The 23,110-nt window shown below is 55.0% G+C and carries 22 protein-coding genes and 1 pseudogene; 5 read left to right on the forward strand and 18 right to left on the reverse strand.

Translation table 11 applies throughout. The features are described 5' to 3' along the window. Positions 1 to 522 precede the first annotated feature (522 nt). Genes K3729_05860 through pcaC form a run of 6 tightly spaced genes read right to left on the reverse strand, consistent with a single transcriptional unit; the run spans position 523 to position 4,955 of the window. Positions 523 to 1,581: a 3-carboxy-cis,cis-muconate cycloisomerase gene (locus K3729_05860; GenBank protein UWR00298.1), complete on the reverse strand. Its 1,059-nt coding sequence runs from the start codon at positions 1,579 to 1,581 to the stop codon at positions 523 to 525. Beyond that, entirely contained in the window at positions 1,578 to 2,363 is a 786-nt protein-coding gene (gene pcaD, locus K3729_05865; protein ID UWR00299.1) for a 3-oxoadipate enol-lactonase, read from the reverse strand. The genes K3729_05860 and pcaD overlap by 4 nt, the downstream gene beginning before the upstream one ends. Beyond that, the gene (locus tag K3729_05870) at positions 2,363 to 3,211 is read right to left on the reverse strand and encodes a 3-keto-5-aminohexanoate cleavage protein (GenBank protein UWR00300.1); all 849 of its coding nucleotides are present in this window, start codon (positions 3,209 to 3,211) and stop codon (positions 2,363 to 2,365) included. The genes pcaD and K3729_05870 overlap by 1 nt, the downstream gene beginning before the upstream one ends. A gap of 10 nt (positions 3,212 to 3,221) precedes the next feature. Next, positions 3,222 to 3,842, reverse strand: coding sequence for a protocatechuate 3,4-dioxygenase subunit alpha (pcaG, locus tag K3729_05875; protein UWR00301.1), 621 nt, complete (start codon positions 3,840 to 3,842; stop codon positions 3,222 to 3,224). Position 3,843: 1 nt separating this feature from the next. Beyond that, a complete protein-coding gene (gene pcaH, locus K3729_05880) occupies positions 3,844 to 4,572 on the reverse strand; it encodes a protocatechuate 3,4-dioxygenase subunit beta (GenBank protein ID UWR00302.1) in 729 nt (242 codons plus the stop codon). Continuing rightward, entirely contained in the window at positions 4,569 to 4,955 is a 387-nt protein-coding gene (gene pcaC / locus K3729_05885) for a 4-carboxymuconolactone decarboxylase (GenBank protein ID UWR00303.1), read from the reverse strand. Before pcaC ends, pcaH begins: the two co-directional genes overlap by 4 nt. Positions 4,956 to 5,026: 71 nt before the next feature. Here pcaC and K3729_05890 point away from each other — a divergent pair, with 71 nt between their 5' ends. Then, entirely contained in the window at positions 5,027 to 5,974 is a 948-nt protein-coding gene (locus K3729_05890) for a LysR family transcriptional regulator (GenBank protein UWR00304.1), read from the forward strand. On the opposite strand, the gene K3729_05895 is transcribed toward K3729_05890, so the two are convergent. Beyond that, positions 5,968 to 6,855, reverse strand: a complete 888-nt coding sequence (locus tag K3729_05895; GenBank protein UWR00305.1) for a LysR family transcriptional regulator — start codon at positions 6,853 to 6,855, stop codon at positions 5,968 to 5,970. The genes K3729_05890 and K3729_05895 overlap by 7 nt on opposite strands. Positions 6,856 to 7,115: 260 nt before the next feature. Here K3729_05895 and K3729_05900 point away from each other — a divergent pair, with 260 nt between their 5' ends. The 3 genes and pseudogenes from K3729_05900 to K3729_05910 all read left to right on the forward strand — a co-directional run bounded on the left by K3729_05900 (position 7,116) and on the right by K3729_05910 (position 10,404). Then, a complete protein-coding gene (locus K3729_05900; GenBank protein ID UWR00306.1) occupies positions 7,116 to 7,883 on the forward strand; it encodes a nuclear transport factor 2 family protein in 768 nt (255 codons plus the stop codon). A gap of 87 nt (positions 7,884 to 7,970) precedes the next feature. After that, positions 7,971 to 9,510: pseudogene (locus K3729_05905) on the forward strand (CDGSH iron-sulfur domain-containing protein). A gap of 81 nt (positions 9,511 to 9,591) precedes the next feature. After that, positions 9,592 to 10,404 carry a siderophore-interacting protein gene (locus tag K3729_05910; protein ID UWR00307.1) on the forward strand — a complete coding sequence of 271 codons (813 nt, stop codon included), beginning with the start codon at positions 9,592 to 9,594 and terminating at the stop codon, positions 10,402 to 10,404. A 130-nt stretch (positions 10,405 to 10,534) separates the two neighbouring features. Here K3729_05910 and K3729_05915 read toward each other — a convergent pair whose 3' ends face one another. Genes K3729_05915 through K3729_05955 form a run of 9 tightly spaced genes read right to left on the reverse strand, consistent with a single transcriptional unit; the run spans position 10,535 to position 18,950 of the window. Further along, positions 10,535 to 10,693, reverse strand: coding sequence for a hypothetical protein (locus K3729_05915; protein UWR00308.1), 159 nt, complete (start codon positions 10,691 to 10,693; stop codon positions 10,535 to 10,537). 17 nt (positions 10,694 to 10,710) lie between these two features. Then, the gene (locus K3729_05920; protein UWR00309.1) at positions 10,711 to 11,892 is read right to left on the reverse strand and encodes an OsmC family protein; all 1,182 of its coding nucleotides are present in this window, start codon (positions 11,890 to 11,892) and stop codon (positions 10,711 to 10,713) included. A gap of 26 nt (positions 11,893 to 11,918) precedes the next feature. Continuing rightward, the gene (locus K3729_05925; protein UWR00310.1) at positions 11,919 to 12,671 is read right to left on the reverse strand and encodes an SDR family oxidoreductase; all 753 of its coding nucleotides are present in this window, start codon (positions 12,669 to 12,671) and stop codon (positions 11,919 to 11,921) included. 15 nt (positions 12,672 to 12,686) lie between these two features. Beyond that, positions 12,687 to 13,523 carry a glutathione S-transferase family protein gene (locus K3729_05930; protein ID UWR00311.1) on the reverse strand — a complete coding sequence of 279 codons (837 nt, stop codon included), beginning with the start codon at positions 13,521 to 13,523 and terminating at the stop codon, positions 12,687 to 12,689. Then, a complete protein-coding gene (locus tag K3729_05935) occupies positions 13,502 to 14,941 on the reverse strand; it encodes an aldehyde dehydrogenase family protein (GenBank protein UWR00312.1) in 1,440 nt (479 codons plus the stop codon). Before K3729_05935 ends, K3729_05930 begins: the two co-directional genes overlap by 22 nt. A gap of 15 nt (positions 14,942 to 14,956) precedes the next feature. Then, positions 14,957 to 16,318, reverse strand: coding sequence for a TRAP transporter large permease (locus K3729_05940; protein UWR00313.1), 1,362 nt, complete (start codon positions 16,316 to 16,318; stop codon positions 14,957 to 14,959). Further along, entirely contained in the window at positions 16,315 to 16,854 is a 540-nt protein-coding gene (locus K3729_05945) for a TRAP transporter small permease (GenBank protein UWR00314.1), read from the reverse strand. The genes K3729_05940 and K3729_05945 overlap by 4 nt, the downstream gene beginning before the upstream one ends. A gap of 54 nt (positions 16,855 to 16,908) precedes the next feature. Further along, positions 16,909 to 17,928, reverse strand: coding sequence for a TRAP transporter substrate-binding protein (locus K3729_05950; protein ID UWR00315.1), 1,020 nt, complete (start codon positions 17,926 to 17,928; stop codon positions 16,909 to 16,911). An 11-nt stretch (positions 17,929 to 17,939) separates the two neighbouring features. Next, on the reverse strand, positions 17,940 to 18,950 hold the full coding sequence (locus K3729_05955; protein ID UWR00316.1) for a TRAP transporter substrate-binding protein: 1,011 nt from the start codon (positions 18,948 to 18,950) through the stop codon (positions 17,940 to 17,942). A gap of 205 nt (positions 18,951 to 19,155) precedes the next feature. Here K3729_05955 and K3729_05960 point away from each other — a divergent pair, with 205 nt between their 5' ends. Continuing rightward, positions 19,156 to 19,914, forward strand: coding sequence for a GntR family transcriptional regulator (locus K3729_05960; protein ID UWR00317.1), 759 nt, complete (start codon positions 19,156 to 19,158; stop codon positions 19,912 to 19,914). Between the two features lie 38 nt (positions 19,915 to 19,952). On the opposite strand, the gene K3729_05965 is transcribed toward K3729_05960, so the two are convergent. Both K3729_05965 and K3729_05970 read right to left on the reverse strand, forming a co-directional pair. Then, entirely contained in the window at positions 19,953 to 20,834 is an 882-nt protein-coding gene (locus K3729_05965) for an MBL fold metallo-hydrolase (protein UWR00318.1), read from the reverse strand. A 262-nt stretch (positions 20,835 to 21,096) separates the two neighbouring features. Then, the gene (locus K3729_05970; GenBank protein UWR00319.1) at positions 21,097 to 23,070 is read right to left on the reverse strand and encodes a pyridoxamine 5'-phosphate oxidase family protein; all 1,974 of its coding nucleotides are present in this window, start codon (positions 23,068 to 23,070) and stop codon (positions 21,097 to 21,099) included. Positions 23,071 to 23,110: the final 40 nt, after the last annotated feature.

Below are 23,110 nucleotides of genomic sequence, written 5' to 3' on the forward strand. Positions count from 1 at the left end.
ATCTTTCGGATATGCTGCCCAAAGGAAACGAGTGGTGCGCAGATGAAAGCACCGAACGGACTTGATCGCATTGAAACGCTCGACAAATCGACGGACAAACACATCACGCAACGGCATGTTCGCGCCTGTTTGCCATCAAATGAAACAGAAGATTTAGGATGCAGCTGCAGCGGGGACATCTAGGAAAGTTCAGGGCCATTTTGACGAGGCATCAGAGCTTCGCTTGTAGCAATTATTTCCTGGTGTTGATGTGGTCAGACTGCGCTGGCGTGGTGCAATAACCTTCACGCTGCGAATGCGTGCAGCGGGGGATAAAAAGCTCCGCTGTCGGCTGTTTGCAATGCCGTCCTCGCCGCGCAGGCTATCAAGCACGATCCTGATCTTAACTTGAGATGAATAATGCTTGCCTCCTTTTCGGGACATTGCTCCGCGTAATACCACTGGCGAGAAAACACTGCAGTAATGAGAACTAAAAAGGCCACGTGCTGAAGGTTCAAAAAATTCGCGAAACTATCGCGCGCGCTAGCTCTCTCGACAGCCAATATCTTCAATTTTCTCGCACAACTCATTAGCCGCCGACAAACCGCGCGCTGTCGCCGCGGTTATGTTTGGAAGGATCATCCATTCAAGTGCCCATGCAGCACCTGAGCGTTCTTGTTCATGAACCAGAGCGTGATGCATGCCCGAAATTTGGGTTGCGTTGTAGCGTGCAAGTGTGACCAGAAGTTCGGCCAAGACAGGATTGGATTTGTGGGGCATGGCGGACGACCCGCCGCCACCGGACAGGCGCACCTCGTCGATGCCTTGCTGTGCCATTAGGGCAATGTCTTGACCGAATTTGCCCAGTGTTCCTGAAATCAGAGACAGTCGATTGGCGTAATCTGCGATAGCTGTGCGGTCTGTGTGCCAATTGTTAGCGTCGGTCAGGTCGAGAGAGTGGGCCATGTGGGTTGCAACGTCATCCCGTTGTCCTGCGAAGGCTGCTCCGTCTCCGACAGCGCCGCCCAGTTGCAGGCATTCTACCTGCGGGCGCAGGGTGCTGAGCGCTTGAATGTGACCATTGATCGGGCGCAACCACGCATCAATCCGATGGGCCGTCTTGATTGGCATGGCGGCCTGCATGCGTGTGCGCCCCATCATGTCGTGGGACCCCTGAGTTCGTTTCAGTTCGGACAACGCGTCGTGAAGCGCGGTCAGGCGTCCAGTCAGCAGATCGGACGTTTTGCGCAAGGTCAGCGCCAAAGCCGTGTCCATCACGTCTTGCGACGTGGCACCTGTATGGACAGCCGCCGCTGCATCGCCCGCAGCCGCGCGAAGTTGTTTCACAAAATTTGGCACCGGCACGCCATCGCGGGTTGTGCCTTGGGCCAACGCATTCATGTCGATCATAGTGATGTCGATGGCGTGTGCGGCTAATTCGCCTTGTCCGGCAGGGACCTTGCCGCACGCCTCGAGTGCTTTCGCCAGAGCAGCTTCGAAGGCACGCATGTGGGAAAGTTGTGCGTCGCCAGACCAGATTGCGGCGATATCATCGTCGCGAAACAGGCCGCCGAGCCACGGATGATCAAATACAGACGTCATGGCAGATGCGCATAATGCGCTACGATGTCGGCTGCCAGACGGGAGGGCGCTTCGATGCAGGGCAAATGGCCTATGCCTTTATAGCAAGTGCTTTGCGCATCCGGAATGAGTGCGGCAAGGGCTTCGACGACATCAGGTGGGGTCGCAAGATCATCACCGCCCGCAACGCACAGCGCTGGGCAGGTCAACTGACTGGTGCCGTTACTTAAATCGGCGTCCCTGATTGCACCACAAACAGCTGCATAGCCTTCCTGCGGTGTACGGGTCAGCATCAGGCGGTAACCCGCTATTGCTTCCGGGTGGCTCCGGCGAAAGTCAGCGGAAAACCAACGTTCGATAATGCCTTCCGCCATTGCGTCTAGACCGTCTTGTTTCAGTGTCGCGATCCGTGTGGCCCAAAGATCCGCCGTGCCAATCTTGTAACCGGTGTTGCAAAGCACCAGACCTGCCACGAGGTCGGGGCGCGCAAATGCCAGCGCCTGTGCGATTTGCCCGCCAACAGACACGCCGCATATTAGCGCGTCGCGCAGGTTTAACTGATCCATAAGAGCCGCAAGGTCTTGCGCGAGGGCGGCGATTGAACCAGCCCCACCTTGGGTCAAGCCATGTCCGGATTTGTCATAGGTCAACGTGGGTATTTCCGGCGGCAGATTGGCGCAAACTTGGCTCCAAATGCGCATGTCCGTGCCTAGCGAATTGGCGAACACTACTGCGCGCGCGCCAGCACCTTTGTGGTGGGCGTAATGGTGTAATCGCTCATTGACGGTCACGAAATGGGGCATCAGGCGGTCTCGCTGCCGATTGGTCGTAATCCTAGGATGCTGCGGGCTTGCGCCGGTGTCGCCACGGGGCGTCCGTATTTTTCGCAAATGCTAGCAGTGCGTTCCACGAGCGCTGCATTTGATGGGGCAAGGGTGTCACGATCAAGCCGCACGTTGTCTTCAAGGCCAGTGCGCGCGTGTCCACCTGACGAGATGGACCATTCGTTCAGCGTGGCTTGATGTGACCCGATGCCAGCGGCGCACCACGCAGCGTCAGGTCCGAAAAGGCGGTGAACAGTCTGGATGTAGTAGTCAAAAACGTTGCGATCGACAGGCATCGCGTTTTTGACGCCCATCACGAACTGTACGTAAGGAATGTCCACGATTTCGCCGCGTGCGTGCATTGCAGCAGCCTGAAGAATATGGCTCAGATCAAACGCTTCGACCTCAGGTTTGATGTCGTAGGTCCGCATTTCTGACGCGAGCCAATCCACGAGGTCAGGTGCATTTTCATAGACCCGCGTTGGAAAGTTACAGGATCCGACGGAGATTGAAGCCATGTCAGGGCCCAGCGACAGCATACCGCCGCGTGATTTGCCTGCTCCTGAACGACCGCCGGTCGAAAACTGGGTGATCATGCCCGGACAGTGCTTTTCAACGCCCTCTTTCAAGGCTACGAATTTCTCGGGGTCGGATGACGGCGTTTGATCGTCGTTGCGCACATGGGCATGCACGATTGAAGCGCCTGCTTCGAACGCGGCATGGGTCGATTCAATCTGTTCACTGACCGTAATCGGTACGGCAGGGTTGTTGGCCTTGGTCGGCAACGACCCTGTGATCGCAACACAAATGATGCAGGGAGATGTCATTTCGCGTTCCTTAGACATCGAAAAACACGGTTTCGTTTTCGCCCTGAAGCCGGATATCGAAACGGTAGACTGTCGTTCCGTCTGTTTCAGTGCGGGCAGCAATCAAGGTTTTGCGGCGATCGACCCATTCGATCAGGTTCAACACCGGATCGGCTGCGTTTGCGGCATCCTCGTCGCTGAAATACATGCGTGTGTTTAGTCCGATGTTGATGCCGCGCGCCACGATCCACAGGTTGAGGTGTGGGGCCTGTTTAGACTTGTCGCGGCCCGAAGTGCTGCCAGGTTTGACCGTCTCAAACGACCATTCGCCGGTGTCGAAATCAGAGATAACGCGGCCCCAACCGCGAAAACCGTCTTCGACTTCGCCGCCGCCTTCTGGATGGGCGTAGAACCCGTCTGCATTGGCTTGCCAAACTTCGATCAAGACGTCTTTAACTGCGGCACCTGTTCCATCAGTTACAACTCCTTCGACGCGGATCCGGTCGCCCTTGGCGTTCGGACCGACGATATCGTGCCCAAGTTCATTGTCGTAGATGTCAAAGCCCGCGGCACCTGGCGCAAGTCCGATATGAACATAGGGACCAGCAGTTTGCGACGCTGTTTCTTTCAAGTAATCAAGGGTTTGCGACATCTTAATTCCCCTCCATTCTGTTTTCGAACAGGGTGCTGCGTCGTCCGCGCAACACGATGTCGAATTTGTAGGCGATACTGTCGAGCGGAATGGTCGCGTTCATATCCAGCCGTGCGACAAGCTGATCGATTGCGTCCTGATCGGGGATCGTTTGCACGATAGGGCACTTGGGGATCAACGGATCGCCTTCAAAGTAGCACTGCGTGATCAATCGTTGACAAAAGCCAGACCCGAAAACTGACAAGTGGATATGCGCTGGCCGCCAGCTGTTGACGTAGTTGCGCCAAGGGTAGGCGCCCGGTTTGACAGTACGAAAAAAATAATAGCCGTTCTCGTCGGTTATGGTTCGTCCGCAGCCGCCGAAATTGGGATCAATCGGAGCAAGGTAGGTGTCTTTCTTGTGCCGATACCGTCCACCTGCGTTGGCCTGCCAAGCTTCGACAAGTGTGTTGGGAACAGGTCGCGCGTTTTCATCAAGCACACGCCCGTGCATGATGATGCGTTCACCAATCGCGCTTTCGCCGTCAGCCGCGTAGTTAAAGATCATGTCGTTGTCGATTGGGTCGATATCATTGTGGCCAAAGACAGGCCCTGTGATTTCCGACACCGAATTTTGCAACGATATCATTGCATAGCCGGGACTGCGGGCCACGCTCGTCTTATAGCCTGAGGTGTAAGCTGGAGGCTGCAGGTTGCGGTCGCGTTGGTAGAATTCTCCGGGTTTGGTCATGTGGTGCCCGCCTCCATCTCTGCGTAGGTTTGTTTCGCCAGTTTGATGGCATGGTTGGCCTTCGGTACGCCCGCGTAAATGGCGACGTGCAGGAATGCCTGCATCACATCATCCTTGCTCGCACCGGTTTTCGCAGTTGCGCGAATATGCATCGGGATTTCATCAAAGTTACCGGTCGCCGCAAGCAAGGCAAGTGTCAGCATTGATCTGTCACGCAGATCAATTGCATCGCTTGCCCAAACGGTACCCCACGCGCCTTCGGTGATGAGCGTTTGAAAAGGTTCATCAAAGTCGGTCTTTGCGGCATCGGCGCGGTCGACGTGAGCGTCGCCCAAGACGGAACGACGTACCTCCATTCCCGAAGAAAATCGTGTCTTGTCCATCAATTGCCCCCACTTTGATCAATGCCTGTATTTTACATTACCGATTTGCGATTAGTATTGATTATTTCGCCTTGATTCATAATATTTCTGGTATGTATTGGGATCATCATCTTCGCCTGCGTCATGTCCGCGTGTTCCTTGAAGTCGCGCGCGCGGAAAGTGTTTCGGTGGCATCTGCGCGCTTGAATGTAACCCAGCCTGCCGTGTCGCGTAGCCTTAAGGAACTGGAAGACATGCTGGATACGCGGTTGTTTGATCGCGTTGGTCGCGGGTTGCGCCTAAATGAGGCGGGCCGCGTTTTTCAAAGTCACGCAAGCGCGTCGATGCTGGAACTGATGCGGGGGCGCGATCGGCTGACAAAGACAGGCGATGTGATGTCGCAGCTCAAGGTTGGTGTTTTGCCTACGGCCGCGACTGAACTTGTGCCACGTGCCGCTTTGACGTTTCGTGCAGAGATGCCTCAGGTGAGGTTGCATATTCTGACAGGACCTAACTGGTTGTTGTTTAACCAGCTACGCGACGGTCAATTGGACATTGTGGTGGGACGCATGCCCGAAAGTTCTGCTGGAGCAGGGGTGAATTTTCAACAGCTTTATATCGAAGACGTCGTGCTGGTTTGCCGTCCGGGTCACCCTATTCTTGGCATAGAAAACCCAGAAAGTGCGGTATCCGCGTATCCATTGGTCCTGCCCCCGTCGGGTGCCGTGATTTCCCAGACCGTTGAACGGTATCTCGCGAGCATTGGGTTGCCAGAAATGCGAGGCGACATTGAAACGGTCGCTTTGCCGGTAGGCCGCAAGATCGTGGCAATGTCGGATGCGATTTGGTTCATCTCTCGCGGGGTCGTCGCCGATGAATTAGCGGCAGGCAGTCTTGTTGCTGTGGCCCTTGCGTCGCCGTTGTTGTCCGGACCCGTTGGGGTCAGCGTGTCGCGATCCGCACCTGTCAGCGTTGAACGAAGCAGCCTTGAATCTGTTCTGCAGGATACCGCCCGCGCGATGCGCGAGAAACACTATTGATCGGGAGAGTGATGCGCCAGAAACCGTACAAATGTCATCGTCAGATTGTTGCGCCGCGATTGATCTGGCCAAACAACATGTAGGCCCAAAGGCTTTAGTGTCCATTCAGGAAGGACATGAAAAAGTTCGCCGCGCCCAAGGCCACGGCATGCAAGGTTTTCCGGTATAGCCGTAACACCAAGACCGCGCGTTGCGAATTCGAATAGCGCGTCGGCCGTGTTCACGAGGATCTTGGATCGCCCTAAAACCGTGACCGTTTCGCCATCCTTATCCGTTAGATCAGTCTGGTTGGGACGCATGGAAAAGCGGATCCATTCCCAATCTTCCAAATCCTTAGGGTGTTCTGGCAAGCCCATCCGCTCAACATAGGCGGGGCTGGCCACAAGGAGACGGTCGGTAATACCGACTTTGCGGTTCATCAATTGACTGTCTTCCAACCAACCCGCCCTGATCGCGATATCATAGTTATCCTTGATGACATCGCGTTGGCGATCCGAAAAATCCAGCGAAAGAAAGATCCGAGGATAAGCCGCGCAGAAGTCCGCGAAACGATCCATCATTTCGGTTTGCGTGATAAATGCGGGTGCTGTTACCCGCAGCTCCCCTTGTGGATCAGATGATTGGGGGTTGATCGCGTCTAGCCCAAGTTCAGCCGCGATCAGCATTTCTTGTGCCTTCTCGTAAAGCAGCCTGCCTTCTTGCGTCAGGGACAAAGACCGCGTCGAACGGTAAAGCAACGTCACGCCAAGGCTTTTTTCCAGTTCGGAAACTGTCTCACTTATGCGCGACGGTGCCAAACCAAGGTGGAGCGCCGCTGCCCTAAACGTGCCTTGCTCAATGACTGTCGCGAAGATCGCGATGCTACGCAGCTTATCAATCATTGTTCGCCTCAGCCGAATGGTGTGATCCAAATTGACATACTTATAACCTTGCCCCTGCGTCAATACCGTTGAGGCGTGGGCGTTCGCGCGCAACGTCATCGCAGAAAGCGGGGTCACAAGACATGGCCGAAATTTCGCAAGCTTCATTCGACACGGTCATGGCACTGCTCAACAAAACCACGCAGCCTGATGGCCGAAAGCGGGCGCCTTTCGGCGAACTTCACACAGACGAATGAAACCATAACAAGGGACGGATCATCATGGGCAAAGGACTGGACAACGTACGCGACATCTATCTGGATGGCATCGCAGGTGGCAACGCCCGCGAGGCGGTTCTGCGCAACACTGGGCATCGTTACACACAGCATTCCACCGGCGTGGGCGATGGTGCTGAAGGCTTCCTTGAATTTTTCGAACCTTTCGTTGCACGTAATCCAAAGCGCGAGATCGAAATTAGACGCATCTTGGAAGACGGTCGTTGGGTTTGGTGCAGCGCCTATCAGTCGCTCAACGATGGGGCGGCGCAGTGGGTCACAATGGATTTGTTCTACACCGACAAAGACGGTCTGATCCTCGAACATTGGGACACAATTGCACCCTACGTTGCCAAGACAGAATCCGGCGAAGACATGGTCGGCGGCGTCACCGATGTTGATATCAATGGGGACACTGAAGAGAACAAAGCGCTCGTGCTCGAATATACCAAACAGGTCCGCCAAGAGGGTAACGTGTCAAAGCTAAGCAACTTTGTTTCCGCTGGCGTAGTCCAACATGCTGCCCCTATCGGTGCGGGCCTAGATGGTTTGGCGACGTGGTTGGAATCAGACGACGCAGGTCGGTACGAAATGCTGTTCCAACTGGTTGGTCAGGGCGATTTCGTTGTCACTTACGGCAAACGCTACGCTGCGAGTAAAGAAGTCGCCGTGTTTGACCTTTATCGTATTGCAGGCGGCAAGATCGTCGAAATGTGGATGAACGAAGAAGAAATTAGCCCGCGCGATGCATGGGGCAATTCTGGAAAGTTTTAAGCTGAGCGATGGCGCGTTTCTGGCGACCCGTACCACTGGGAAGGCCGGCGGTCGCCTAAATATCACATACAAAAAAGGACATGTCAGATGGTCACGAAAACTGTACCCATCATCGCCGCTAAAGCCCCCGCAATGGCCGATCTGGAAGAGGGCAAAGACTATTTCTGGTGCGCGTGTGGTATGTCCAAGAACCAACCATTCTGTGATGGTTCGCATGCGGGGACCGATGTGACCCCTGTGAAATTCACCTCAGAGAAAACGGGCAAGGCTGCGCTATGCCAGTGTAAAGCAACGGCGAACCAGCCGTTTTGCGATGGCACCCATGCGCAGCTTAAAGACCTCGCGGTCGGTGATCCTTCGCCTGAACCGAAATCTGATGTTCCAAACGCAACAGCGACCCTCGAAGAGCCGACGGTTGCGCGCATCCACGAACTGGCGCGTGACGGGTTAAGCAAGTTGGGTCATCACGGCGAAATGGGCGCGATGGGTGTTCCACGCAAAGACCTGCCTCATTGGGACGACATTCAGATTCTGGCCGCCCAAATGGCGCGAAAACCATTGCAGGATGATGTTGAAGTGGCGACAGGCGTGACGATCGGGCCACGTGCGGCGAAGCCGCTGCATCTTGATATCCCGCTGTTCGTCTCTGACATGAGTTTTGGAGCCCTATCGCTTGAAGCGAAGACCGCGCTTGCGCGGGGCGCAGAAATGGCAGGCACAGGCATTTGTTCCGGTGAAGGCGGTATGCTGTCCGAAGAACATGCCGAAAACATGCGCTATTTCTATGAATTAGCATCGGCAAAGTTCGGGTGGGACATCGCCAAGGTCAAAGGTGTTCAGGCGTTTCATTTCAAAGGCGGTCAGGGGGCCAAGACGGGTACGGGCGGACATCTACCCGGTGACAAGGTAGACGCCAAGATCGCGGCAGTGCGCGGATTGAACGTCGGCGAGGCGGCAATTTCGCCCTCAACCTTCATCGATCTACACACGCCAGCCGATTTCAAAAAGCTGGCTGATCAGGTGCGCGAAGAATCTGGCGGTATCCCGATCGGGTTTAAATTGTCAGCCAACCACATCGAAGACGATATCGATTTTGCGCTGGAAGCAAGCGCCGATTATATCATTTTGGATGGTCGCGGTGGTGGCACAGGTGCTGCGCCGTTAATCTTCCGCAACAACATTTCGGTACCAACGATCCCCGCGCTAGCGCGTGCGAGCGCGCATTTGGACAAAAAAAACGGGCCGTGAAGTCACCTTGGTGATAACCGGAGGTCTACGTATGCCCGAGGACTTCGTTAAGGCAATGGCGATGGGGGCGGACGCGATTGCCCTGTCCAATTCAGCCATGCAAGCGGTCGGCTGTATCGCGGCGCGTATGTGCAATTCCAACAACTGCCCTGTCGGTGTTGCCACGCAGAAACCTGAACTGCGCAAACGGCTTGATGTGCAGGTCGGCGCAGAAAGGCTGGAACGGTATTTCAGTGCCTCAGTCGAATTGATGAGCGTGCTCGCGCGGGCCTGTGGCCATGCCTCTCTTTCTGATTTTTCGCCACACGACATCACAACGTGGAAGAAAGAAATGTCCGAGCTGAGCGGGATTTCATACGCGGGCTTTGGTGTTCGTTAATATTGCCCTTGGTTCTTGTAAATTGCTGTCCAATCGTTAAGTCTGACAAAATAAGTCAGGTATTTAGAAAAGGCATCTGAAATGGCTCTTACAAAAATCAAAGACGCAGTACGTCAGGCTGGCGGGCGTCCTGCACCTCGCGTTTTGCGCGTCAAAGAAGCGTTTCATCTGACGCCGCATATGATCCGCGTGATCTTTGCTGGTCCTGAATTGGAAGGCTTTCCCGAAGGTCGTGACGGGGGTAATTGCAAGCTTTTGTTGCCCGACCCAAATGAAACCCTATCGGTGTTCAAGGTGCGTCTGTCTGCCGGGCCAGCTCCTGTCAAACGGACCTATACAGTGCGCAGCTATGATGCGGAAAAGGGTGAACTGGCCATTGATTTTGTCGATCATGGTGACACAGGCCCAGCATCAAGATGGGCGCGTGCGACCAAGACGGGATCGTTTCTGGGGTTCGCAGGTCCAAGCACGTCGAAGGTAACCAATTTTGATGCCGACTGGTACCTTGTAGCAGCGGACCCATCCGCCATTCCCGTGGCCGCCGCTGCGTTGGAGGCAATGCCGCGTGACGCCAAGGGTGTCGCGATCTTTGAGGTCCCATCAATTGAAGACAAGCAAGACATCGACATGCCAAGTGGCATAGAAACGCATTGGTTGATACACCCCGATCCGAGCATCGCATCGTCAGCGCAAGAGAAATTGATCCGGGGGCTGGATTGGAACCAAGGTCGCGTGCAGACCTGCATCGCGGGAGAATCTGGCGTGATCAAAAGCCTGAGGGCGTTTCTTGCACAGGAAAAAGAAGTGCCGCGCGCGGACACCTATATTTCCGGTTATTGGAAGATTGGACTTGTTGAAGACGAACATCAGCAGATGAAACGCGCCGAAGGTTAAATCGCAAGCCAAGGCAAGAGGACGATCACCATGACTACCGCAGTTTCCGTCGCAACCGGCCGACGTGGCGATTGAAGGTGCCGAGGCGCGGGTATTGCGGCTACACGGCCCGCGACGAATTGGCTGCCGCCTATGCTGAAATGCTGATCGTGTCGGGGAACTGGATGACGTGCTGGGCCCCATCATGGTGCGCATCTGTGAATGAATCCGCGGCGGTGCGTTCGCCAAAAACGGTGATTTCGAAGTAGCCGCTGGGCGCCCCCACGTGGGTCGGGACGCCTATTTTCATCGCTCAAGACCTAAACCCTAAACCCGCACGACCTTTAGCTTTGTCTTAATGTCGGTGCGGCAGAAGGCATGCAAGAAGCAGGTTTGCTCAGAGATGTCGAGCATCTCTTGCGCCGTCTCGTCGGACTCGGTTGTTTCAAGATAGACGTGCGTTTCGATGGACTCGGCCTCGCCTGCTTTGCCGGTGCTGCCCGATGCGCCACCCAGACTGAAATGCGTGTCTTGCACGATCCGGTAGTCTGGAAGGTCCAGTTTCAGCATCGACACAAAGCGCCCGAACTGCGTCATGAAGCAAAACCCGATGCCCGCCGAAATCAACGAATTGGCGTCCGGCGCCCGCCCATCTTCTGAACTTAGGAACCGGAACGACGTCCCGTAGGGCGAATATTGCATTTGTTGAATTTCTTTGATGCCGTCTTCGCGCATCACAGCGACTGCACCGATGTTCAACCGACGATCCTGTTCTGAGGCCATGCTGCCGCCCGCCGCCGATGTCCCAAGAACGACATCCTTCTTTGGTGTCGGACCGACTGGTTCCATTAGGTCCAAGTCACTTGCTTCGGCTTCGGATTTGGCAAAATGATTGCCCGGATCTGGGAACAATGCGCCGTCAAGCTCTGCGACTTTTGCAGTTGGCAACTCGGTCCCGTTCTTGCCTAATTTGAACAAGCTTTCCAACTGCCCTCGCATCAACCCGTTGAGGGGGGACGCGTAGGTCGCATTGATCAGGAATTCATTCAGAGCCGCGTCGTTCAGATCGCAATCTATTTCAACCTGAAGGTCAATGTTTTCGGCCCCGCCTACCATTGTGCGCTTCGGCATAGAGCCTTTCATCGTGTAGTAATTGTCCTGAATAAGCTTCAACTTGCGAATTTCGATGCCCTTGATTTTGGCCAGCGCAAGAATTTCATTCATGAAACTCGCCGCCATACCGCAGGACAAAAAGGCCAGCGGGCAGGGGGCCGCGTCATGGCCGTTCAGGTAGGGGCCTTCGTCAGACACGAGACGCCAAGTTTCACCGGTTTTGGCGGACCGGACTAACGCCTCTTTTTGGAAACCGGACAGTGACCGCACCCATGTGCGCAGCGCATCGCCCTTTCGGTTTTCCGGCGCGTCAATCGAAACCGCGTCCGCATTCGTAACCTTGTAGAACGGCGCAACGCCGCTGCTACCGATGATGTCATCACCAAGTGCTGCCATGGTATTTTTCCTAAGTTGAAATGTCGCTAGAGGTTAACCTTGCCGCCATCCACGTTGAGCGTTTGCCCAGTGACAAAGTTGCTATCGGGTGACGCAAGATAAAGCAGCGTGCCCAACAGATCCTCGGGTAGCATTTCCCGCTTGATCGAACGCGACGCCACTGTGGGGCCGCGCGCCATATCAAATCCGGAATTAGCTGCGATGCCTTCGCTTTCCGTCAGGCCGGGGGCGATAGCGTTCACCTGAATGTTCTTGTCGCCAAGTTCGCGACCGTGGCAGCGTGTCAGCGCGATAATCGCCCCTTTGGACGCGGTGTAGTGCGATAGGCCGGGTGGGCCGTAATAGAACGTGCCGGATGCGATGTTGATGACTTTGCCACCACCCGCCTTGATCATTGTCGGTGCGATTGCGCGCATCACTTGGTGAACGCCGCGGGCGTTGACCCTCATGATCAGATCAAACTCATCATCGGATATCTCAAAGAAAGGCTTGGGCGTCAGCGTCGCGAAAATCGAGGCGTTGTTAACCATGATATCAAGGCCGCCCATGCTTGTGGCCGCTTCGACCATCGCTTTGAGGTCGTCGTTGTTTGTCACATCGACCTTCATGCCCTGCGCAGCGCCACCCACATCGGTAATTGCCTTGACGGCTTTGTCTGTATCCTGAACATCCGTTACAAGAACCTTTGCGCCCTCGTTGGCCATCGCTTTCGCCATAAGCGCGCCAATGCCCTGTGCGGCGCCCGTGATTACCGCGACTTTTCCTTTAAGACGATCCATTGTGTCCTCCCGCTGTTAGATTTCTATTTCAAGAATTTTCGCGACTTCGGGCCAGCTCATGGCCCCGTTCTCGCGCAGATCATGTGTCAGATCCTCGGGAACCCAGTCGATCAAGCACTTTTTGAAGTTTGGTCGCGCCGCGATCCTCGCGAACCATTTTTCGACGTTTGGCAAACGTCCGTTTTCCCACATGCCGCGCATCGACATCATTGCAAGCCGGTTGACGTAAGGCGTCATGGCGATGTCGGCGATAGAGAACTTGTTGCCGACCAGCCAATCCTGCCCGTTCAGGGCTGTCTCCATTTTTTGCAGGTAGCTGTCGTACAATTTGACCTTATCTGCAGCCCCCGGCGCATCAAATCCGAAACGCGTGTAGCTGTCCTTGAGGTCTTTCCAGTTAGACGTGACCGACATGGTCGGTGTGGACGCAAGGAATTTCTTTACGCCGTCTTCCCCAAGGTTTTTCAACACCGTGTGGCGGTGCGAGCAAACAAAGGTGACGGCCCCACATGCCGGATGCAGATCTTCATCCACCGCTTTGGTCCAATAACGTGCTTGCGCGCGTTCCCATGGGTCAGTCGGGTGCACGCTATTTTCAGGTGAAATCTGGTCCAGGTATTCAATGATGACGGTGCTGTCGGGAACAACCGTGTCGTCATGTACCAATGTCGGGACAACGCCCTTGGGGTTCAGCTTGAGATAGTCAGGTTCGAACTGCTCGCCCTTGAGAATGTCGATATAGACGCCGTCCCAAGGCAGCCCTTTTTCATCCATCGCAAAGCGCACTTTGGCGGCACAAACTGATGATCCGTGGTGATAGAGCGTGAAAGTCATAGCTGCACGGTAACCCATTTCAGTTCCGTCATCGCTTCCATGTCCGCATCCGTGCCTTCACGGCCCACGCCGCTTTCGCCGTTGCCGCCAAAGGGCACGTGCGCTTCGTCATGGATGGTCGGGCCATTGATGTGGCACATGCCGGCGTCGATGTTGCGGGCAAAATGGAATGCGCGATCGATGTTTTTGGTGAAGATAGCAGAGGACAGTCCGTACACTGTATCGTTGGCTTTTTCCAAAGCTTCTTCGTAGCTGTCGACGGGGTAGATCGCGGTGACAGGCCCAAAGGTTTCGGTTTTGCAAACGGTCATCTTTTCGGTCACCCCAGTCAGCAGGGTGGGCTGGCAGCGGTTGCCTTCGAATTCGCCACCTGCTGCGACAGTTGCGCCGTTGGCGACGGCATCTGCGATGTGATCTTTGACACGTTGACGCTGGCGGTCTGAAATGATGGGCGCGATGACAGTGTCTGGATCACGCAGATCGCCCATGCCTACCTTGCCAGCAATTGCCGAAAACCGTTTGACGAATTCATCAAAAATCGGGCGTTCCACATAAAAGCGGCTGGACCCGATGCAGGCCTGCCCACCGAACATGAAAATGGATCGCGCAACCAGCGGCATAGCTTTGTCCAGATCCGCATCCGCCAGAACAACCGTCGGGCTTTTACCGCCCAGTTCCAGTGTACTGGGCGTTTTGTTTTTGGCGCAGATTTCGTTGATGTGCTGACCCACATCTGTGGAGCCTGTGAAGGTGACGAAATCGACGTCTGTGTGCCCTGTCAAATCATCCCCGATCTCAACGCCAAGGCCTGTGACAACGTTGTAAGCGCCCGCTGGAATGCCAGCGTCGGCAATGATTTCAGCAAAGATAATCGTAAGGTGCGGTGCCATTTCAGATGGCAAATGCACAACCGTGTTTCCAAGGGCCAACGCATTGGCAACCAGTCGGGTGGTCTTGATCAGTGGCACGTTGAACGGTGTGATCACAGCAACGACCCCAAGAGGTTCGCGGAACGACATCGACATTGTGCCGGGACGATCTGACGGAATGGTTTCACCGCGTACCTGACGGCATAGCCCGGCCGCCGCGCGGATCATCGTCAGGCCCTTGTTGAATTCAAACATCGCCTTTTGGACGGGCGATCCGATTTCATCAATCAGGCAGTCGACCAGCTCTTTTTGACGGTCTTCCATCAGTTCGGCGACCCGCAGCAACCAACGTTCGCGCTGTGTTGGCGTGGTGTCGCGGAACGTGGCGCACGCGGACTTCGCAGCACTTACAGCCTTGCGCATGTCATTTCCGGTGCCCTTGGCCGCGTGGCAATACAGGCTGTCGTCAAGCGGGTTCAGAACCTCAAAGGTGCCTCCGTCGTCTGCGTTCACCCAGTCCCCACCAATAAAGTGCTGTAGGGTTTTGATATCTGTTTTAGCGTCCATTGTGGGTCTCCTAGGCTATCCGCCGACTAAGGTTTCGGGGAGAAATAATGCGATAGATGGAAAGATGATCAGCAGTACGATCATGAAGGCCATGGCGAACCAGAACGGCCAGATGCCGCGGAAAATTGTGGCCATAGGCACATCGGGTGCGATTGATTTCACGATGAAGACGTTGATCCCGACAGGGGGCGATATCATCCCCATTTCAAGCACAATCACGACGATGATGCCGAACCAAATCAGATCCCAATCCAGTCCAATTGCAATCGGGATTACGACAGGGATCGTGAGCACCAGCATGGCGATAGATTCCAGGAACATGCCAAGGAAGATGTAGACCAAGATAATGATCATCAGGACGCCCAATTCGCCGATGGGTAAGGACGTAAGCAATGTTACAAGGTTGGCGGGAACTTCTGTCAGTGAAATGAATGGGATGAAGACGAACGCACCGATAATGATCAGGAACACCGTCGCAGTGGCGTTCATGGTTTGCAGGATAACGGCCTTGATTGCGGGAAACGTCAGGGATCGCCGTGCGGCTGCAACTATGAAGGTGAAAAAGGCACCTACGCTGGACGCTTCAACCGGTGTGAAGAACCCCGTGTACATCCCGCCAATGGTCAAGAACACGACTGCAAGGATCGGGGACGCGTTGATCAGCGATACCTTGCGTTCTGGCCATGCAGAGCGTGGACCGGGAGGACCAGCAGTCGGATTGCGCATCACCACCAGATAGATCGCGCCAATGAACAGCATTGTCAGGATGATGCCGGGAAAGACACCGGCCATGAACAAGCGGCCAATGGATTGTTCCGTTAGCACCGCATAGATGATCATTCCGCCTGATGGAGGGATCAAAAAGCCAAGCGTGCCCCCTGCCGCGACCGAACCGGTGGCAAGACCGTCGTGGTATTTATACTTCTTCATTTCCGGCAGGGCGACGCGGCCCATTGTGACCGCAGACGCAAGCGACGACCCTGACAAAGCTGCAAAGCCTGCACAGGCCGCAATCGTAGCCGATGCAAGGCCGCCCTTCATGTGACCCATCCAGCGATAGGCTGCTGCATAAAGATCGTTGGACATGCCTGACACACCGGCAAGCGTGCCCATGAGCACGAACATCGGGATCACCAGCAAGTTGAAGTTAGAGGCCGCTTCAAAGGTTTCGCCGGCAAGGTTGGAATAGGCGATGCGCACACCACGCGCCCATGCTTGATCCGATGCCATGCCCACAGCGATGAACTGGTTCGCATTGGCGACCACCGTGCCCACAAGACCAACGCCCAGCATGGACAGCGCCACAGGCATGCGCAGGGCGAGCAAGATGAAAAGAGTTAGAAGGCCAAGAATGCCTAGAAGTGTCATGCTAATCATAGGTCTTCACCATCGACTTTCAGTGTGATGACCTTGCCGCCGCGCAGGACCTGCCAGATGTCGAGGATAATCACGACGGCATAGATCAGCGCAGAGATGGCCAACAAATAATAGAAGGGTCCGTAGGGGATAAGGAGCTGTTGGGTGGTTTCCCCGAACTTCGCGGCTGTGCCGCCAGCATGCCAAAGACGCCATCCCATGATAGCCAGCAGAAAGAAGGCCAGAACCTTCATTGCAAGCAAAGACCATTTGGCGAAGCGGGCCGACATGCTGCTTTCCAAAACCTCGATTTCGATATGCGCGCCTGTCCGTGCTCCGAGAGGAATAGAGAGGGCGACAATGACGACCAAAGACAGGATCAGCAGATCCTCTGCGCCGATGATCGGCGAGTTTAGCGCTTTGCGCATGATCAACACGTTCCAGACCGAAAAGACCGTCATGAAAATCAGCGTGGTCCCTCCCAAAACGAGTGCAAGCCATGTAAGCGTCTTGTCTAAAAGCCGGATAATGCCTGGTAGCTGAGTGTCCTCAGACATTTCGAAATCCCCCCATTGTTGATGGTGTGGCGGAAACCGCCCCACCAAGCTGATTTACTGGTTGAGCGCTTCGTAGATTTCTTGCGCGTTATCGATGCCGCGTGCTGCATAATCGTCGTAGATCTGCTGCATGCCTTCGGCGGCTGCGACTTCCATCTTGGCGCGTTCTTCGTCCGAAACAGTGATCCACTCGACGTTCAGCTCACCCGTAGCGCGCTGTTCTTCGACCCATTCCAGCGCAACCTCGTCTGCGTGATGGAATGCCCGTGCGAGTTCCATCGAGAACGGCAGGCCTGCAATGTCGTCGATGACCGCGCGATGTTCGTTGCTCAGGCTTTCGTAGCGTTCCTTGTTCATCACGTAGAACACTGGGTTGAACGTCGCAGGTGTGTTGAGGATTGCGTAATCTGCAACCTCATCAAGGTTCCACGGCGGCATGATGTTGTTGATGGTCGAAATTGCGCCGTCGATCGTCCCTGTAGAAAGGCCGGTGTAATGTTCGGTAGGATCTAGCTGCACTGGTACCGCGCCCATACCCTGCAGCACTGGCGTGGTCATCGCGGCAAATGGAACGATTTTTGCGCCTTGCATGCCTTCAATCGTAGACACATCCCGCGTGGAAATGATCATACCACCTGCAACAGGTGCCACACCAAGAACCTTCACGTCGCTCCATTCGTCAGCCATGTATTCATCGAAAACGGTCCAGAGCCGTTGCGTGGAATCCAGAGCATCAACTGCCGCGCCGGGTGGAATTGCCAGCATGGTGCGCTGGAACAATGTCGGGGTAGAGGCTGCGATGCCAAAGGTGATATCAGCCACACCTTCAACAGCTCGTTTGTATTGTTGTGTCGGACCCGCGCCCAACTGACCGGCAGCATAGACTTTCAGGGTCAGCGTGCCGCCAGAACGTTCTGTGAGCTCGTTTTCAAACCATGCCAGCGCGCCAGTGACCGACTCATGATTTGGTGGCACAAATGTTGCGACGGACAGTTCTTCCGCGATTGCCGACTGGGCCGACATTGCAAAAATAGCAGATAGCGCGGTGGTACGAAGGGTATTCAAAATAGTCATGTCTACTCTCCTTATTGGTTGATTGCGTTGTAGATTTCTTCGGCATTTTCGATTCCGCGTCCTGCGTAGTCGGCGAAGATCGCCTGCATGCCTTCGGCAACTGCGGCGTCCATCTTGGCGCGTTCTTCGTCAGTGACAGCGACAAGTTCATAACTCTTGTCTGTGTTCGCCATCATCATTTCGAGTGAACGTTCGTCTGCTCCATCAAAACCTTCCGCGAGTTTCATGGATGCGGCTTCGCCTGCCAATTCATCAATAATCGCGCGGTGTTCGTCGCTTAGCCCTTCGTAGCGTTCACGGTTCATGACCACGAAAATGACTGCGTGTTGGACCGGTACGTTCGTTACAAAGTGCGTTGCTACGTCCCAAAAGTTCCAAGGGGGCGTCATGTTGTTGTAGGTCGCATAGGCGCCATCAATCGTACCCGTCGACAGGCCCGTGTACATTTCGGACACTGGCATCTGCACAGGAACTGCGCCCATTGCCTCGATGATAGGCGTTGTCATGGCGGCATATGGCACAATCTTCGCGCCCTGCATGCCTTCAAAAGTGGACACGTCTTGTGTTGCTGCGATCCCAAGACCCGCGGCCGTGCTCAAGGCAATAACCTTCACGTCGGCATATTCCTCAGCGAGGTGTTCATCAAACGCGGACCATATCCGGACGGTGGCTTCGGCTGATGAATTGGATGCACCTGGTGGGATAGCGAGCATAGTGCGTGGGAACAGGGCTGGAGTGTAGGCGGTTACGCCGAAAGTAATGTCCGCAACGCCTTCAACGGCGCGCTTGTATTGCTGCACAGGGCCCGCACCCAGTTGACCGGCAGGGAACAACTGCATGGTCATCGTGCCGCCAGAGCGTGCTTCAAGTTCTTCTGCGAACCACGCAAACAAAACTGTATTGGAATGGTGTTGCGGTGGCACGAATGTCGCCACTGTCAGTTCTTCGGCCGACGCCGAAAACGCAGTGCTCGCAAGCACCGAAGCAAGCGCGAATGCGCGGGTGAAGCGTGAAAAAGCCATGATATCCTCCCAGAAGTGGCTGAACCGTCGACCCCTTTTGGGATCCCAAGTTCTATTTTCCGACTCGGGTTTTGCCGAATCTGTGCTGTTGTTCTTCAAGGTAAGTCGATAATGGGATCCCAAATCAAGCAAAAAGTTTGATTTTGCGCCAGGCTATTGGATAATGCGCTTGACTTTGGGATCCCAAATCGGTGCAAGTAGTGACATGCAATCAATTGACACAGAGCTCGCGGCACGAATCCGCAACGATATCATTCATGGGGTTTACGAAGAGGGTGCGCGCCTGTCTGAGGCGCACCTGTGCGAGGCGCACAAGGTTTCGCGCACGCCTGTGCGGCTGGCGCTGCGGCTTTTGGAACGAGAAGGCGTAATCCGTCGCGGTGACGGGCGGGGCTACATGATCCAAAGCCCGACGATCACCGATGTGAAGCAAGCGGTGCAAGTGCGCGGGCATTTGGAAAGTCTGGCGGCGCGACTTATGGCGCAAGCGGAGGACAGACATGAACGATTGCCGGCAATGGCAGGCGCCATTGATGAGATTGAAGCGACGGTAGATGCTGGGCGTCTGGACGTTGATGCGATAAAAAGGATGCAATCGGCGAACCGCGTGTTTCACTCCACCATGTTGGACAGCTGCGGCAACGACTATGTCGGGTTTACCTGCCAGCAGATCAGCCACTTGCCCATGCTTGCAGCGGGTTCCATGGTTTTTGACAGATCGGTTGGCGATACGCCCGAACATCTGGAACGCGGGCTGTTTCGTTTGCGATTGGGTAATGCGCAACACCGCGTCATCTATGATGCTATTGCGGCCGGGGATGCCGTACGCGCGGAAGGTATGATGCGCGAGCATGCCAACACTATGATCGAATACATCGAGACCTTTGAAAAGCGCGATGGCACCCTGACGGTGGCCGATCTTGTCGCCTATTCGGCGGCCGATATTGTTCTGGAAGACGGGTAAGGGAGGGGCCGGTGCGTTCACCGGCCCTTCGTTCAGGATCATTTGTCCCAGTACGCGTCGACAAGACCAAGTAGGAATTCGCCGTCGTAGCTAGGATAAGCCTCTGCAATCGCAGCCTTCACTTCGTCTGGTGTTGTTCCAGCTTCCCATGCTGCATCCAGTACCTTCAGGTAACCGATTGCAACGTCGAGTTCGCCGCGCGTGGTTGGAAGACCGTGACCGACGAGCAGTGTTTCAAATGACGGATCATCGCGCATGCCTTCCAAGATCGCGATCCAGTTTTTGCGATCAACGCCGGGGGCAAAATACACGCCGTTATAGACGAGGTCTTGAACCACAGCGACTTTCTGTTCGGGGAAGACCGCGACAATAATTTTGGGGGCCTCAGCATTGTCGTAAGACCGGAACTCAACTGCCACACCGCCAATTTCTGTCATGCCAAGCGCGAGGTCAGGACCGTTCAACAATGCTGTTGGTTCAGGATTTTCGCCATTGGTTGCTTCGGCGCGCAAACCTTCGCGGATTTCCGGCAAGGTCGAGAACGTGATGCCTTCCATTGTGGAAACACCGCCCCAGTGGTCTGGGTGCTCGTGGCTGATATATGCGGTGTGCACAGGCTTGCCAGTGCTTTCGATCAGCGCCGTGACTTCCGTGGCGGTCGGTGGGATGAATGTTGAATCGACCAGCAGCAACTGATCGCCCATCTCGATGACATGGGCCGTTACGTTTACGGCCTCTGCAGGGGAGACATACGTGTGGAACGTGACGCCACCCTTGGCAAAGGAATGGATGGTGCCAGCAGCCATTTCGCCCTGCGCAGCGGCAGACGTTGGCGCAAAACCAGCGCGTAGTAGTGTGAGAGCGCCGGCGGAAAGTGCAGCGCTTTTAAAGAAATCGCGGCGGTTCAATGAAGTCGACATTTGATGTCCTTTCGAATGAAGAATAACCAGCGCGTTACGGAATGCACCGCGCAGCTGGCGGAACTGTACGGCGCGCGCCGCATTCGAATTAGACGGTATCGTCAGACTAGATCGTTCGGGTGAGCCGAATAATGTGGTATTAATTGTGTCGCGCATGATTTTGGCGAGGCAGAGCGAATGTCAGTGCCATGGCATCCGGTTTCTGATCGCGACTTTTGTGCCGAGCGAGAAATACAAGCCGCTTCTTTCTGGTGCGTCCAAATCAGAAAACAAATGTCTCGCGATGGCGTCGTGCTTCTTCGATGCCCAGTTCGGTTAACGTGGTTTCGCTCCAATTCATCATCGCATCGGGTCCACACATGAACACTTCACGATCCTTAAGGTTCGCGACGGATTGAATGTCGTCGATCCCCATGCGCCGTTCTTCGACTCTTAACGCGTTATCAAACTGCGCTGGGCGTAGACCGTCCCGTGCCGTCTGTGCGGCGCAGGCGTTTCCCTTGATGCTTTGGAACGCCATGACGCTTAATTTCACGTTTTTCGGACGCGAACCGTGCTGCGCAGCGAAATGCTTCAGGACATTGATATCGTCATCACGCCCAGCAAACAGAAGCACAATGTCGGTCGCACCAAGTCCCGGATTTGCCTTCGCAACCTGAAGGATACCGTCCCACATCGCCATAAATGGCGTGATGCCCACGCCGCCTGCAATCCAAAGCATTTGGGGCGGAACATGCGGCGGGTGCCCCTTTGGGGGCGTAGAAAAACACGAAAAGCCAGCGCCGGTGCCCTTAAAGACGACCGGTAATTTTTGATCGATAAGCCTGTCGTTATTGTCGTGTAAGACATTCGACATCAAACCGCCCGGTTTGCGTTTGACGGTGACACTGACGCGATCGGTGCCGATGAACGCGTTGGTATTCGGGTCAAAATCGGACGCACTGGAAATCGTCCATGTGCGGACAAAATCGTCGTTCACCAATTGCGGGTTTGCGTCGTTCATATGGGTGTAACCGACGTCCAAGATGTCCGAGAAGTCGAAGACGCCAAAGCCACCCGGCAAAGGCGCATCGGTTGGCGTCGAGAGGCGGAAGTTGAATGTCTTGATGCTGTCGGAAACAGCTTGCGTTGAAACGAGAGTGGCAGAAATAGCGGCAGCGCCGTCATTTGGCACACACGCATGCCCCATTTGTTCCAATTCCTGACGCAAGAGCCGCACAGGCGGATTGTAGGGCGAGAACTGTTCGGCGGACGTCAGTTTTAGATTAAGCCCATTTTTTACCAATACCGCACCAGTCACCTTGATGCGCGTTAGCAAGTTCACGCGTGGCATAAGCGCCTCTGCGTCCTGATCCAGCAGGTTTTCCGCGTCACCAGTGACGTAAAGGACATCGCCTGTCGCGAAATCTGGAAACACGAGGCCGACTTGCGGGTCCGTTTCGATATTGCCCAAAGACTGATAAAAGCGGTTGCCGGAATGGTCAGGCAAAACCAGATATGTTGTGACCTGATCGCCATCACATTCTTCATAAATGCGTGTAAAACCGGGGGCACCGCCGCGATGATTGACGCCCATGTCAGTTTGGATGTCCGACGCATTGTCTGTAGTCGTATGCTTTGTTGCTAGAAAGACTGTGCTTGCACGATGAACCACTGCTTTGGCGTCGGCGGGCAGGGCGGAGGTGTCAATGTCAAAGCTATCATGAGAAAGGCCTGCCGTGCGCTGCACATGCGTCAATGAACGAACGGTGATGTATTTCGGGCAGTTCCCAAGATGCTGGTCGGAGAGGAGGCGAAGCCGGACTTTCCCCATACGATCAACGGCGGCATCTTCGATTGATCCGGCGATCTTATTGCGTCGACGGTTCGTGAAATCGATCCCAACTCCTGCAAAGAGCCGACGGTCATCAGCCGATGCCGGTTCTTGCTGCATCGCGCGCGCAAAAGGATCAAAGGGATTTGTTTCAGCAACGAGGTCCGTTGTGTTTCCACCTGAAACCTTAATACCAAGGGTAGGGTCGTCGCTCGACGTTGTGACCAAAAGGCTGACCCATGGACGCCCCTTTTGGTCGAGCGTTGCTAGAGGCAGATAGGACAGGCCAGCAAAAAAATCTGCGTGCTGCTGCGGCATGTCACTGCTGATGTATTGCGGAATGGCGTCGGTAAGTTCTTTGGGCGTATTGCGCTGCGCTTGCAGCAGCAATTCGCCTTTGTGCGACCTATGTATCTGCGTCATTGCCTGATCCTTCCGCCCCTGTCGTCGGGTTACGCTTTGT

Source organism: Rhodobacteraceae bacterium S2214, assembly GCA_025141675.1.
Lineage (GTDB): Bacteria > Pseudomonadota > Alphaproteobacteria > Rhodobacterales > Rhodobacteraceae > Yoonia.

Bases quoted from the DNA above. Each gene is read 5' to 3' on its own strand.
- pcaC (UWR00303.1), bottom strand. From the start codon at position 4,955: ATGGACAAGACACGATTTTCTTCGGGAATGGAGGTACGTCGTTCCGTC.
- K3729_05955 (UWR00316.1), bottom strand. From the start codon at position 18,950: ATGGCTTTTTCACGCTTCACCCGCGCATTCGCGCTTGCTTCGGTGCTT.
- K3729_05950 (UWR00315.1), bottom strand. From the start codon at position 17,928: ATGACTATTTTGAATACCCTTCGTACCACCGCGCTATCTGCTATTTTT.
- pcaH (UWR00302.1), bottom strand. From the start codon at position 4,572: ATGACCAAACCCGGAGAATTCTACCAACGCGACCGCAACCTGCAGCCT.
- K3729_05900 (UWR00306.1), top strand. From the start codon at position 7,116: ATGGGCAAAGGACTGGACAACGTACGCGACATCTATCTGGATGGCATC.
- K3729_05925 (UWR00310.1), bottom strand. From the start codon at position 12,671: ATGGATCGTCTTAAAGGAAAAGTCGCGGTAATCACGGGCGCCGCACAG.
- K3729_05870 (UWR00300.1), bottom strand. From the start codon at position 3,211: ATGACATCTCCCTGCATCATTTGTGTTGCGATCACAGGGTCGTTGCCG.
- pcaG (UWR00301.1), bottom strand. From the start codon at position 3,842: ATGTCGCAAACCCTTGATTACTTGAAAGAAACAGCGTCGCAAACTGCT.
- pcaD (UWR00299.1), bottom strand. From the start codon at position 2,363: ATGCCCCATTTCGTGACCGTCAATGAGCGATTACACCATTACGCCCAC.
- K3729_05940 (UWR00313.1), bottom strand. From the start codon at position 16,318: ATGATTAGCATGACACTTCTAGGCATTCTTGGCCTTCTAACTCTTTTC.
- K3729_05945 (UWR00314.1), bottom strand. From the start codon at position 16,854: ATGTCTGAGGACACTCAGCTACCAGGCATTATCCGGCTTTTAGACAAG.
- K3729_05930 (UWR00311.1), bottom strand. From the start codon at position 13,523: ATGGGTTACCGTGCAGCTATGACTTTCACGCTCTATCACCACGGATCA.
- K3729_05860 (UWR00298.1), bottom strand. From the start codon at position 1,581: ATGACGTCTGTATTTGATCATCCGTGGCTCGGCGGCCTGTTTCGCGAC.
- K3729_05915 (UWR00308.1), bottom strand. From the start codon at position 10,693: ATGAAAATAGGCGTCCCGACCCACGTGGGGGCGCCCAGCGGCTACTTC.
- K3729_05920 (UWR00309.1), bottom strand. From the start codon at position 11,892: ATGGCAGCACTTGGTGATGACATCATCGGTAGCAGCGGCGTTGCGCCG.
- K3729_05895 (UWR00305.1), bottom strand. From the start codon at position 6,855: ATGATTGATAAGCTGCGTAGCATCGCGATCTTCGCGACAGTCATTGAG.
- K3729_05970 (UWR00319.1), bottom strand. From the start codon at position 23,070: ATGACGCAGATACATAGGTCGCACAAAGGCGAATTGCTGCTGCAAGCG.
- K3729_05960 (UWR00317.1), top strand. From the start codon at position 19,156: ATGCAATCAATTGACACAGAGCTCGCGGCACGAATCCGCAACGATATC.
- K3729_05910 (UWR00307.1), top strand. From the start codon at position 9,592: ATGGCTCTTACAAAAATCAAAGACGCAGTACGTCAGGCTGGCGGGCGT.
- K3729_05935 (UWR00312.1), bottom strand. From the start codon at position 14,941: ATGGACGCTAAAACAGATATCAAAACCCTACAGCACTTTATTGGTGGG.
- K3729_05965 (UWR00318.1), bottom strand. From the start codon at position 20,834: ATGTCGACTTCATTGAACCGCCGCGATTTCTTTAAAAGCGCTGCACTT.